The following is a 13976-nucleotide window of genomic DNA, read 5'->3' on the forward strand; positions in this document are numbered from 1 at the left end:
AGGAGCTTTGATTCCGGCAATTTCCAATGTCGTAGGAAGAATATCCGTTACGTGGCTGTATTGGTTTCTGATTCCGCCTTTGTCTTTAATTAATTTTGGATAAAAAACAATCAAAGGATTGCGTGTTCCTCCTTCGGAATGGGCATCTTGTTTCCAGTTTTTGAAAGGCACATTTGTTGCTTGCGCCCAGCCTAACGGGTAATTGGTATTTAAACCTTTTGCAGTACCAATTTCTCCAATATTGTTTAAATTGCTTTGAAAATTTTGCTCATCAGTTACTCCCTGCGCAAACAGATTTTGGCTGATTGTACCCACCTGAGTTCCCTCTTTACTGGCTCCGTTATCACCGATTGCAACAAAAATCAAAGTGTTGTCCAATTGATTGTTTTCCTTCAAATAATTGACCACTCTACCAATTTCGTGGTCGGTATAAGTTAAATATCCGGCATATACTTCCATGAAACGAGCATATACTTTCTTTTGGTCTGGAGTTAATTTATTCCAAGCTGTGATAATTGCATTGCGTTCCGGCAATACGGCATTGGCAGGAACTACGCCCAATTTCTTTTGGTTAGCCAATACTTTTTCGCGATAGGCATCCCAGCCATCGTCAAATTTTCCTTCGTATGGTTTTACCCATTTTTCCTCAACTTGGTGTGGTGCATGAACTGCTCCAGGAGCATAATACAAGAAAAAAGGTTTCCCCGGCGCTGCTTTTTGTTGAGTTTTAATATAACCAATCGCTTTATCCGTAATTTGCTCGGTCAAATGTCTTCCATCAGGTTTTACATGTGCTTGATCTTCCACCAAATCAGGATTGTATTGATCAGTTTGAGAACCCAAGAAACCAAAGAAATGATCAAATCCTTTTCCGGTTGGCCATCTGTCAAACGGTCCTGCATCGGTGGCATCTTCATCTGGAGTCACTCCATATTTACCTACTGCAAAAGTGTTATAACCATTCTCTCTTAAAATCTCTGCAATCGTTCCTTTATCCGATGGAATTCTTCCGTCCCAACCCGGGAAACCTGCTGATAAAATAGTATGAGAGAAACCGCTAACGTGAACTCTTCCTGAGTTTCTTCCGGTCAATAATGCCGCACGGGTTGGGGCACAAATTGCCGTAGTGTGAAAGTTAGTATAACGCAATCCATTATTTGCCAAAGCATCAAAAGTTGGTGTTTCAATTAATCCTCCAAAGGCACTTGAAGCCCCAAATCCTACATCGTCCAATAAAATCCAAACAATATTTGGAGCACCGGCAGGCGCTTTTACAGGTTCTGGCCAATATTCTTTGGACTCAGCCAATGTTTTGCCAACAACGCCTTTATAAGTTGCGTCTGACTTATTTTGCGAAAAACCAAGCTGTGCAATTAACAATGCAGTAATCAAAAGCCCATTTTTAGAGCCTTTGATTGTACTAATGTTTTTAAAATTTTTCATAATTATTTTTTTTATGGTTGCTCATTAATATCCTGGGTTTTGTGGCAATCCTTCCGGATTTAGGTCTCTTTCGCTTTGGGGAATTGGGTATAAATTGTTTCTTTCAGAAACGGCTGATTTTCCTGGCACTTTTTTAACTTCAGAAACTAATCTTCCCCAACGAACCAAATCAAACCAACGTTGTCCTTCTTGTACGAACTCTTTGGTACGCTCAACAAAAATGGCTTCTCTAAATTGGGCTTGGGTTAATCCAGCTAAATCAACAGTCGCATCGGGAGTGTCAATTGGTTTTCCAAATGCTCTTCTTCGTACTTTATTAATCGCTTCATAAGCTTCGGCTGTTGGTGCTCCTTGCTCATTTATAGCTTCTGCCAGCGTTAATAAAATATCCGCATAACGAATAATCGGAAAGTTAATAGATACGTTTGAACCGCTGGACAAAATAGTAACGTCCAGATATTTTCTGAAAATAGGTTTTGGAAAAGTATATAAAGTACCTGTTGCTGGATTTAGCAATTGTTTTGCATAAGTCGCATCTCTACGGGTATCCCCAGCGGCATAGATGTCATAATATAAACTCACATCTGAGATAATGTCCGCAGGTTCTACAGGCGCAAATCCGGCAAAAGCGGCTCTCATAAAAGTGCTTCCGCTTGTTCCGCTACCAGCCTGGTTTGGCTCAAACTGAACAGAGAATATATGCTCTTTTCCGTTTTTGGTGGTTTTATTAAAAATATCTGAAAAATTAGTAAAAAGACCATATCCGTATCCACCGTTAATTACTTCTTTGGATTTCAAAATGGCATTTGCCCAGTCTTTTCTTGTCAGGTATACTTTTGCTAAAATTGCTTTTGCAGCTCCGGATGTAGCACGTCCCGCATTATTTGCCGTGTAAGTTGCAGGCAATGCTTCGGCATCTGTCAAATCTTTAATAATTTGAGCATATACTTCATCTACAGTAGCTCGACCTGCTTTTAAACCTTCGATATTCAAAGTTGTAGGCTCATGCAAAACCAACGGAACAGCTCCCCATAAACGAACAGCATGAAAATAAAGTAATGCTCTTACAAACTTAGCTTCGTTTATCAATCTTGTTTTTAAAGCTTCTGTCCCCTGTACTTTCGGAATATTATCAATAGCAACATTGGCTCTGCTGATACCGCTGTAAATTTGTCGCCATGCTACCTGAATCCTGTCGGTATTTGCATCATAAGTCAATCCACTAAGAGCACGAACATTTGGATTAATAGCTGATGCTCCGGCTGCGGCATAATCTGTAGCCATATCTGTCAAAAAGTAAAGATTTCTACCAAAAAGGCTCTGTTCAGCTCCATCATAACTTAATGAAGCGTAGACTGCAGTAACACTCGCAATAGCATCGTCATCTGTATTGTAAAAATTTTCTTTGGTAATAAATGATGTTGGCACAACATCTAAATCAGTGCACGATATCAAAAGACTCGCGCTTATCAGGAGTATGAATATTTTTTTCATCTTGAATATTATTTTTTAATTAAAAAGTGACATTAACACCACTTATAAATGTTCTTGAAGTTGGATAAGCTCCATAATCAATCCCTGGCAACAAATTACTTTGCCCGTATGAACTTATTTCAGGGTCAAAACCACTGTAATTGGTCCATGTAACTAAATTTTGGGCTGAAACATAAAATTTGACGCTTTTGGTTCTGAGTTTTGATGCTATGCTTTTTGGTAAAGAATAACCCAGCGTAACTGTTTTTAAACGGATGTATGAACCATCTTCAATATAACGGTCAGATACTACTGTAGCAGGAGAATTTGCTGCTCTCGGAATTTCTTCACTTGGATTTGTTGTTGTCCAGTGATCTGTTAAGGCACCTGCAGCATTGTTACCCAAAGTTGGAATTTCTAATTGCTGATTGATCGCATTGTAGATTTTGTTTCCAAAGGCTCCTTGAAAAAACAAATTCAAATCCCAGTCTTTGTAAACCAAAGTATTATTCAAACTCGCAACAAATTTTGGCTGAGCGCTTCCTAAGTTTACTTTGTCGTATGCAGCAGTAATTTTTCCGTCAGGCACACCATTTGGACCGCTTATGTCTTTATATCTTCTATCTCCTGGTTTTGTATTTGCAACACCATTTAGTGTTGGTCCTGCATTAACTTCGTCCTGATTCTGGAAAATACCATCTGTTTTGTAACCCCAAAATGTTCCCAAAGGCTCACCTACTTTTACGATAACCGGTTGTTGTAAAGTCAATACACCACTTGGAGTTATAGGGAAGAACTGCTGTACTCCATTTCCAATTTCTAATACTTCGTTTTTGTTAAGGGAATAATTGAAATTTGTATTCCATGAGAAGCTATCCGTTTTAATATTCTCTGTATTAATACCAACTTCAAATCCTTTGTTTTCAACTGCTCCAATGTTTTGTAAAACAGAAACATAACCAGAAATCGTTGGTATAGGCACATTTACCAATAAATCAGTTGTTTTTTTGTAATATGCATCTAAAACAAGGCTAATTTTTTTGTCAAGGAAGTCGATATCAAGACCTGTATTGTATTGGGTTGTTTTCTCCCATTTCAAATCTGGATTAGACAAGCGTGTAGGGGCAAAACCCGTATAAATAGTTCCTCCAAAAGAATAATTTACAGATCCTAAAGAGGCTAAGGCAAGATAATCTCCAATTTCCTGATTTCCGGTTGTTCCCGCACTCAGTCTCAATTTAATGTTATTTACACCATTGATGTCTTTAGCAAAATCTTCCTCGGTAATATTCCATGAAAAACCTGCTGAAGGAAAAAATCCCCATTTTGAGTTAGAACCAAACCTTGATGATCCATCGGCACGTCCTGAAACAGAGAAATTATAACGGTTCAATAGTGAATAGTTTACCCTTCCTAACCAGGATTGCAGAACACTTTCGGTTGCATCACTAGTTGGTTTAATTGGTGTTCCGTCCTGTAATGAATTGTATCCATTCAAGTCATTCACAAAATTTGTGGCACCTGCAGTGGATACTTCTCCTTTAGAATATTGAACAGTATATCCGGCCAAGGCAGATAAATAATGTTTATCTCCACCAAAATCAGTATTATAATTTAATGTGTTTTCATTTAAAACAGAACCAATTAGTTTATTTCCAACTGAAGCATACCCTTTGGTTTCAAAGCCGTTGGTAGTATTTGATGGTGCATAATAATTTTGTTTGGTAGAAATTACATCTGCATTTACAGTTGATTTGATAGCAAGATCTTTTGCAAGTTTGTATTCTCCCCATAAAGAGCTTAATGTTCTGTTTATTTTGGTTTCATTTATAGTGTTTTCTAAATCGTTAATTGGATTTGAAACATAACCATTTATAGAAGCTACATAAGGATTGTTTTTAACGTTATATGTACCGTCAGGATTTTTTATAGGTACGACAGGTGATGTTAATAGTGCTCCGGCAAGTGTATTCGGAGCAATTAATGCTGAACTAGTACTATTAGCACTCATACCATTAAAATCCGAATTAGTTACAGTCGCAGTAACTCCAAATCGAAACAAATCGCTAACGTCTTTTTCGTAGTTTACTCTTAAAGAAAGCCTTCTGAAATCAGATCCAATAATGATACCATCCTGTTTAAAATAGTTTGTCGAAACCGAATATCTTGAACTATCATCACCACCTGAAAAACTCAATTGATGGTTTTGAATAGGAGCCGATTTTACAAAGGCGGCATCCTGCCAATCATAATTACCAGTTGTTTTTAAATCTTCTATTTGTTGAGGTGTAAAAGATGGTGTTTGGCCAATACCAGTCTGAATGTCATTTCGCAAGGTTGCCCATTCACTAGCATTCAGTAAATCTAGCTTTTTTGTAACATTCTGAAATCCAAAATATCCCTGATAAGTGATAATGTTTTGTCCTTTCTTACCCTTTTTAGTAGTAATTAAAATAACACCGTTAGCCCCGCGTGAACCATAAATCGCAGTGGCCGAAGCATCTTTTAAAACTTCAATCGATTCAATATCAGATGGATTTAAAGTTGACAAAACATTTACCCCTGCCCCTGTAAGCGCAATACCTGTAGAAGAATTATTATTGTCGTTATATACTAAAACTCCATCAATAACATACAAAGGTTCGTTACCCCCGGTAATGGAGTTTCCTCCACGAATTCTGACACTTGAAGAAGCGCCTGGCTGGCCTGAACTTTGGGTAACAACCACTCCTGGAACCGCTCCTCGAAGTAAATTATCTGCTGATGAAGTTACCTGATTTAAACTTGTTTTTGGTATAGAAGATACCGATCCAGTTATATTTTTTTTACTTTGGGTACCATATCCTACAACTACTAAATCTTTAAGCTGCTGAATATCTTCTTCCAGTTCAATTGTTATGGGACTTCCATCAGCTATAACTTGTGCTCTTTTGTACCCAACGTAACTAATGATTAATGTGTAAGGAAATTTCTGACCCGTTTGAAAATAAAATTTACCTTCTGAGTCTGTCACCACCGCGTGAGTAGTTCCTGAAATAGTTACAGAAGCTCCTGGAACTGGTTGACTTGTGACTTTGTTAATTACAGTTCCAACAAGTTTTGACTGTATAAGAGGTGTTGTCTTTTGTGCGTAGATTCCAAACGAAATCATAAAAATTGCTAACCACGAAAGATTATATAATATTTTTTTCATTACTTTGTTTTTGGTTTTAATAAAATAAGGAGTTTGAAAACTGATTTTATCAATTATCATTTTCCGTTTAACGATACATTTTTTTTAAGCCCGCCATTTCTGTTGCCGCAGAAATGGCTTTTTTTTAGCTACAACACATTATTATTTTCATTTTGTTTTTATTTTAATTAGTTAGTATCAATTTTTTTTCAGGAAAAGTTATATAAACAAGCATCCAAAATAATTTATCGGTTACAATAAATTATTTTAAAAAGATTATTCGGAAAATGATAATTGGGTATATATTGAAAGCTCTAACAGCAACAACACATTCGGCTAAGAGTATCGAATGAAAAAGATTCTTGCTTGCTCAAAAAAGAAGTATTTTTGATTGTTTTCAAAATATTAGTATTAGTGATTTATACGTTTATTTAAATTCTACTATTTCTATAGACAAATGTAAGTTAAAAATATTAACTACCAAAAAATAATATAACTTTTGGCTAATAAATTGTTAATTAGAAGATTAAAAAAAAGAATTTAATAATCAACTAATTCATTTTCAGTAAATTAAGAATGTTAATTGAGAAGGATTTTATCCACTAATTATATCAAACAAAAAAAGTGCAAAATGCTATAACCAGTAGCATTCTACACTTTTAAAACCTAATTAAAAAAACCAACTAACCAAACTCATAAAATAATTTTGCAATTATTTTTAGCTTTTAATTTTCAACAGTTTTAACAGAATATTGATTTACAGGCCTCTCCAATCCTAAGTTCTCACGGAGTGTTTTGCCTTCATATTCCGTTCTGAATATTCCTCTTTTCTGTAATTCGGGTACAACTAAATCAACAAATTCTTCTAAACTACTTGGCAACAATGGCGGCATCAAATTGAATCCATCCGCTGCTCCTTTATCTAACCACTCTTCTATTTGATCAGCAATAGTTATTGGTGTGCCGTGTAACACCAAATGCCCGCGAGATCCTGCAAAGCGTTGATAAACCTGTCTGATCGTTAAATTTTCTCTTTTAGCTAAATCGGCAATTAATTGTTGTCTCGATTTAACTCCTTCGGTAAATGGAAGCTCAGGAAAAGGTTCATCTGAATTATAATTGGAAACATCAATGCCATAAATGGCTAAAAAAGCTTTGCCGGAAGCATCAGGAATCAACTCCTGAATGGCATCAAACTTTCTTTTAGCATCATCTTCCGTTGCTCCGATTACAAAATTAAGACCCGGTAAAATGAGTAATTCATCTTCAGAACGACCATACTTTGCCAGACGTGACTTTAATCCTGAATAAAAAGCAATGGCATCTTTTAAATTATTTTGCGCTGTAAAAACAACATCTGCCGTAGCTGCCGCCAATTCCTGCCCATCATCAGAAGAGCCCGCCTGTACCACAACAGGATGTCCCTGAACTGGCCGCTTAACATTCAAAGGACCTTGTACAGAATAATATTCACCCTTATGATTTAGCTCATGCAATTTTTCAGGATTATAATATTGTGCATTGCGTTTGTCATATTCAAAAGCATCGTCTTCAAAACTATCCCAAAGGCCTTTTACTACTTGTATATATTCCGTAGCTCTTTTATACCTGTCTGCATGTTTTCTTTGCTGATCCAAACCAAAATTACGCGCTTCAAAATCGGTTCCGGAAGTGACTAAATTCCAAGCTGCTCTACCGTTACTGATAATATCAAGCGTGGCAAATTTTCGTGCCAAATGATAAGGCTCTAAATAAGAGGTAGAAACAGTAGAAATTAAACCTATGTCTTTAGTAAAAGCTGAAATATATGCCAACAAGGTGAGTGGATCTAAACTTAATGTACTAGGACTTTGTGAGCGAACAAGAGGAGTGTTTTCTGCAAAACCTATTACATCGCCCAAGAAAACGGCATCAAATTTTCCTCTTTCAGCGATCTGGGCTAAATTTTTAAAATGCTCAGGTGAAAAATTCCCTCCCTCAAGAGAACGTGCGTCTCTCCATGCGGCCATATGCTGTCCTGTTCCCAATAAAAATGCATTTAAGCGAAGTTGTTTTTTAGTATTATTTGCCATGATTATATGTTTTATAAATTTTATATCAAATAGATGTTCTTCCGTTAATTTATTATTTACCTGAGTTCGATTAATCCAACATAAATTTATTTATAAATAAATCATTTCACTTAATGTCCTGCAAGGTCTTTTTCGAGACCTTGTAGGTATCTTTCATCAATCTCAACACCTACAAGGTTGAAAAAAACCTTGCAGGATATCCAATAAATAATTAATTATTGAATAATCGAACTCAGGTTATTTAGTTTGACGATTGTATTTCGTTCCCTTCAATCGCTTCGAGGGATTGTCCACTGGTTTTTATTCCCCAAATTGCAACTAATATTGCTGGTACTATGAAGGTAAATCCCAAGTAAATGAACACACCTATTTGTCCATATCCTGCAATTATTTTGGCGATAAGCAATTGTACAAAAGCCACAAAAAGACGGCTGATGCTATAAATAAAACCAACAGCAGAACTGCGAAGGTGAGTAGGATAAAGTTCCGTAAGATAGGTAGAAGTGATTGGAGTAACTGACTGTACAGCAAAAAGCAAAAGGGATGCGAAAATAAAAATGATTGTTTTTGTTTCTAATTGCCCATAGATAACTGCAAATAGTGCTGCTAATGCATAAAGGGCTACAATAACCCATTTTCGGCCACCCCAATCAGATATCAAAGCAGCAAAATAAGGAGCTATAGAAAGTGATACAGCAAAAAAAACAGAAAAATTGTTTGTATCCTCTAAAGAAAATCCCTTTTGTGAAAACAATACTGGAAGCCAATAAATCAAAGTTAAATAACTGGGATAACCAAGCCAAAATATAGACATCAATACCCCCGTTTTTCTAATATGATTTTTTTTAAATATTTCTTTTATTACCTCTATTACCGAAACTTTAGTGGCTGATTTATTGGTTTTTCCACTCAAATCAGCTTCATATCCTGTGAGGTTTTTAATTATTGATTCTGCTTCGGAAACTCGTTCCTTTGTCACTAACCAACGAGGTGATTCCTTAATATAAACGAGTCCTAAAGCAAAGGCTACAATTCCAAGTCCGCCCAGGAAATAAAGGATTCGCCAGGCATCATCACCATTTACAGCAATATACTTATTTATGATACTTATCAAAGGAACAGCCAAAAATCCCAGACCGAAAACAAGCGATAACCACCTGCCTCTGCTTTTATTCGGAAGAATTTCTGCCAGGTATAAATTAGCCACCACAATTAAGCTCGCAGAACCAATTCCGGTAAAAAGCCTGAGAATCAAAAAAGAAAGATAGCCGTTTGAAAATCCATTACAAACAGAGGCAACAGAAAACAGAAAAATACTTCCTAAAATAATAGGTTTACGACCGAAATGATTCGCCAGATATCCACCCAAAATACCTCCCAAAAACATTCCGATAAAGAAAGATGCGTTTATATAACCCACCTGATCAAGGGTAATATTCCAAGTCTTTACAAGAAAGGGTGTCACGATCGAGAAGTTGGTGGTATCCATAAAATCAAAAAACAAGCCGAATGCAAGCAGGAAAATGATTAACTTTTGTTTAAAGTTCACTTCTACGCTATCAAAATAATCGGTTACTACTTTTTGAGATTTTTGTTCTATATGATATTCTGTTGCTACTGTAACTGAATAATCTAATTGTGTACTCATTGTTTGATTTTTTTATATTATGTATTGATCGGAAACTAGTGTGTACTAACTTTCAACCGCTTTTGCTAAATATTGATTTGCAGGCCTTTTGAGTCCAAGGTTTTCACGGAGAGTTTTTCCTTCATACTCCATTCTAAACAATCCTCTTTTTTGTAATTCAGGTATTACCAAGTCAACAAATTCTTCTAAGCTACTTGGCAATAAGGGAGGCATGATATTAAATCCATCAGCAGCTTCTTTCTCTAACCATTCCTGGAGTTGATCAGCAATAGAAGTTGGTGTACCAAAAATTACGAGATGACCTCTTGCTCCGGCGAGCCGTTGATATACCTGTCTAATCGTTAAGTTTTCCTTTCTTGCCATATCGGCAATTAATTTTTGTCTCGATTGGGGTCCTTCGGTTATAGGAATTTCAGGGAAAGGATCGTCAGGGCTATATTTTGAAAAGTCAATTCCTACCAATCCTAAAAAGGCTTTTCCGGAAACTTCAGGAATCAATTCCTGCAATTCATCATACTTTGCTTTAGCTTCGGCTTCGGTTTTGCCAATTACCGGACTCAATCCTGGTAAAATAAGCAGTTCATCTTTGGCTCTGCCATATTTTGCTAAACGCGATTTGATCTCTTTGTAAAACTCAATAGCTCCTGATAAAGTAGGTTGAGCGGTAAAAACTACTTCGGCAGTTTCGGCAGCAAGTTCCTGTCCATCAACAGAAGATCCTGCCTGTACCATTACAGGATATCCTTGAATCGGTCTTGGAAGATTTGCCGGTCCTTTCACGGAATAATACTCCCCTTTATGATTGAGTTCGTGTAATTTTTCTGGATTGTAAACTCTTGCATTGGCTTTATTAAATTCAAAAGCATCATCTTCAAAACTGTCCCAAAGCCCTTTTACTACATCTACATATTCTCTGGCGATTTTATACCGGTCGGCGTGATTTCTTTGTTTATCCAATCCAAAATTCTGCGCTTCAACATCCGTAGCAGATGTTACCAAATTCCAGCCAGTTCGTCCGCCGCTTATTATGTCTAACGAAGCAAATTTTCTAGCCAAATGATAAGGTTCTAAATAAGAAGTTGATACTGTCGATATTAATCCGATATTTTTAGAAAAACCAGACAGATATGACAGTAGTGTTAGAGGATCCAAAGCTAAGGGTGTAGCGCGTTGTGAGCTCACATCACTAGGAGTAGTTAAGAACCCAACCAGATCTGCAAAAAAAACGGCATCTAACTTTCCGCGTTCTGCAATTTGAACTAAATTTTTATAATGTTCTGGAGAAAAATATGCATTGCCCTCAGATTTAGGATGACGCCAAGCTGCAACATGTTGCCCTGTTCCCAGCAAAAAGGCATTTAGCCGTAATTTTTTTTTTTCTATATTACTCATATTTTCTATTATAAATAAAGGATCCTCGAAGGTTGATTGATTAACTTTCTATCCTTTTTTTGAGATGAACATTTCTTTCTAAACTTCGCCATTTCTATTGCCGCAGGAATGACTTTTTATCTCGAATGGGAATAAATTGCTTTAAGATTTAACATGCGAGTGAAACACTAACAGCAACAACATATTCGACTAAGTACGCCGAAAGACAAAGATTCTTGCATGATCAAAAAAGAGGTGTTTTTGATGGTTTTCACAATTTTTGGTATTAGTTTATTTTATAATTTAAATTCTACTAATTCTATAGACAAAGTTAAACTTAAAATGTTAAAAACCAATTTTTTTTTAATTTTTTTTTAAAAGACTGCAGAAATACAGATTCTTAAAACAAGGCAAGTTTGTAATGTTTTATCTCTAATAATATATTTTTATATATTTAAACGAAAAAGACAGAAAAAATAAACACTAACTATTTATCTTTCTGTCTTTAAATGGTTTTTGCTAATGCTAATAAATAATTCCCCTATTTAAATTATTTCCTAGGAGCTGCACCAGGAATAAATTCATTCTTTTGTTTGAACTTACTGTACTCAACCACACCTGTCTTGTCTGCCCAATCAAAATATTTTGAAGAGAGATCATTTACAATGCCTGGGTTTTGTTGTGCAACGTTGTTTGTTTCTCCTCTGTCGTTTTCCAAATTATAAAGTTCCCATTGATAGGACGGATAGGTAGAAACCAACTTCCATTTACCGTCTCGTACAGCCCTGTTTCCGGCTCTTTCCCAGAATATAGGAGCACCACGATTTACTTCGGAAGCGCCATCAAATAAAACAGGCAATAAACTTTTTCCCGGCAACGGATTTGATTTTACACCATTCAGTTCCTTAGGATATTCAATGCCTGCCAATTCATAGAAAGTGGGCGCTAGATCTATGAGGTGTCCGGTTCCTTTATCAATTCTTCCCGCTTTGATTTTTGAAGGATACCAGGCAATAAATGGAGAACTGAAACCTCCTTCGTGCATATTGTTTTTATAATCCTGCAAAGGAGTATTCGATAAATAAGCCCAGTTTTGTTCCTGATAGTCGAATGAGCCCGAAGTTCCAATTGGCCCATCGTTTCTAACAAGACCTCTTCCTAAAGGATTGTAAGTATTGAAACCTCCTTGTGCACCGTTATCAGATATAAAAACAATCAACGTATTTTTATCTTTTTTCAAAGCTTTTAATTTGTCTAAAACCTTTCCGACATTCTGATCCATGTTGTCAACCATTGCGGCATATACTTCCATTTTGGCTTTCCAAAATTGTTTTTCATCATAGGTTAGTTTATTCCATTCTGGTACTTCAGGATCTCTTGGGGCAATCGTTTGGTCTGCTAATAAAATACCGTTCTCTTTAAGTTTTTTGATTCTTTTTTCTCTTAAAACATCCCAGCCTTCGTCAAATTTACCTCTGTATTTAGCAATATCAACAGGTTTTGCCTGCAAAGGCCAATGCGGAGCCGTAAAAGCTAAATACAAAAAGAAAGGCTTGTTTTCTTTGTCCTGCTCGTCTAGAAAAGTCACCGCATTATTGCCTATCTCATCTGTAAAATAATAGGAATCGTCTTTGGGATGCAGTTGCTCATTATTCCTGATCAACGCAACCGGATAGGGAGTTTTTCCGAAAGCCATTGGTTTGGTATCAAAATAATTGGAAGCACCTTTTAAAATTCCGTAAAATTTATCAAAACCTCTTTGATTTGGCCATTGGGCTTTGTCTTCAGAGCCTACGTGCCATTTTCCGGACATTAAAGTACTGTAACCTCCCGAGCGAAAAACTTCCCCCAACGTCAAAGATTCTTTATTTAAATATCCTTGATAAGCCGGCAATCCTAAGTTAACATCAAAATAACCCACTCCGGCTTTGTGCTGATATTGTCCAGTTAAAAGAGAAGCTCTTGTTGGCGCACAAATGGAGTTATTGTAAAATTCCCGTAATCGTGTTCCTTGAGTTGCTAATCTATCCAGGTTTGGAGTCGAAATTTCCGAGCCATAATTTCCCAAGTCAGAATAGCCCATATCATCAACCACAATCAAAATGATATTTGGTTTTGAAGCAGTGGTTTGAGCGTTCGATTCATAAGAACCTATTGCACTTATCAGCAGTGAAGACAACAAAATTTTAATTAATCTTCTATTCATCGTATTATAATTTTATGTTGGTTATTTTTTATGTGTTTGAATCACTATAAATTTTGAAATAGTTATTGTCTCTAAAAGGAATACCAAAAACATTTTTGATATAAAATCCAAAAACGCTTAGAAACCGCAACCATTATCACTTTCGCTTTTTAAAAAACACTAAAGCGACCAATCCATACTAATTGATCGCTTTTATTGGTAAATTTATTTATATTCTATAGTAACATTATTCAACTTCCCAGTGAAGTTAAATGGAACCTTGTATTTATCCGAAACTGGAGAATTTCGGTCAGCACCTACATCAATACCGTCTTTATAAACAGCTATTCTGCCTTCGGAAGCCACAATTGGTCTTTCTGCCACCTTTTGATCATTGATATATATGGACTCTGTTCCGGCTGGAAGATTTCTGTCTTTATTGCCTTTTGCAGGTTTAATATAATTGAATTCAAATTTAAGTTTTGATTTTCCGACAGGCACTGGAATATTTGATTCCAAATGCTTAATGATACTTCCGGAGTTATGGGCTACAATGAATTTTCCATCCTTGATAAACAAACTTAAGCCATCAAATTCAGAACCAGAAGCAAA

General features: G+C 36.2%; 7 protein-coding genes and 1 pseudogene. All 8 read right to left on the reverse strand.

All coding sequences use genetic code 11. The features are described from left to right. A partial coding sequence (locus VLC96_RS12930) for an arylsulfatase (RefSeq protein WP_325263526.1) occupies positions 1-1443 on the reverse strand: 1443 nt, incomplete at its 3' end. Between the two features lie 24 nt (positions 1444-1467). Next, a complete protein-coding gene (locus VLC96_RS12935; RefSeq protein WP_325263527.1) occupies positions 1468-2937 on the reverse strand; it encodes a RagB/SusD family nutrient uptake outer membrane protein in 1470 nt (489 codons plus the stop codon). 19 nt (positions 2938-2956) lie between these two features. Beyond that, the gene (locus tag VLC96_RS12940) at positions 2957-6109 is read right to left on the reverse strand and encodes a SusC/RagA family TonB-linked outer membrane protein (protein ID WP_325263529.1); all 3153 of its coding nucleotides are present in this window, start codon (positions 6107-6109) and stop codon (positions 2957-2959) included. Positions 6110-6813: 704 nt separating this feature from the next. Continuing rightward, positions 6814-8160, reverse strand: a complete 1347-nt coding sequence (locus VLC96_RS12945) for an LLM class flavin-dependent oxidoreductase (RefSeq protein ID WP_325263532.1) — start codon at positions 8158-8160, stop codon at positions 6814-6816. A 241-nt stretch (positions 8161-8401) separates the two neighbouring features. Then, entirely contained in the window at positions 8402-9808 is a 1407-nt protein-coding gene (locus VLC96_RS12950) for an MFS transporter (protein ID WP_325263535.1), read from the reverse strand. 45 nt (positions 9809-9853) lie between these two features. Further along, positions 9854-11200, reverse strand: coding sequence for an LLM class flavin-dependent oxidoreductase (locus VLC96_RS12955; protein ID WP_325263537.1), 1347 nt, complete (start codon positions 11198-11200; stop codon positions 9854-9856). Between the two features lie 529 nt (positions 11201-11729). Then, positions 11730-13385, reverse strand: a complete 1656-nt coding sequence (locus VLC96_RS12960; protein ID WP_325263539.1) for an arylsulfatase — start codon at positions 13383-13385, stop codon at positions 11730-11732. Positions 13386-13589: 204 nt separating this feature from the next. Next, positions 13590-13976: pseudogene (locus VLC96_RS12965) on the reverse strand (hypothetical protein); the annotation flags it as partial.

It is taken from the genome of Flavobacterium sp., from assembly GCF_035456085.1.
Lineage (GTDB): Bacteria > Bacteroidota > Bacteroidia > Flavobacteriales > Flavobacteriaceae > Flavobacterium.

Coding starts and splice junctions, on each gene's coding strand:
- VLC96_RS12935 (WP_325263527.1), bottom strand. CDS start 2,937: ATGAAAAAAATATTCATACTCCTGATAAGCGCGAGTCTTTTGATATCG.
- VLC96_RS12940 (WP_325263529.1), bottom strand. CDS start 6,109: ATGAAAAAAATATTATATAATCTTTCGTGGTTAGCAATTTTTATGATT.
- VLC96_RS12945 (WP_325263532.1), bottom strand. CDS start 8,160: ATGGCAAATAATACTAAAAAACAACTTCGCTTAAATGCATTTTTATTG.
- VLC96_RS12950 (WP_325263535.1), bottom strand. CDS start 9,808: ATGAGTACACAATTAGATTATTCAGTTACAGTAGCAACAGAATATCAT.
- VLC96_RS12955 (WP_325263537.1), bottom strand. CDS start 11,200: ATGAGTAATATAGAAAAAAAAAAATTACGGCTAAATGCCTTTTTGCTG.
- VLC96_RS12960 (WP_325263539.1), bottom strand. CDS start 13,385: ATGAATAGAAGATTAATTAAAATTTTGTTGTCTTCACTGCTGATAAGT.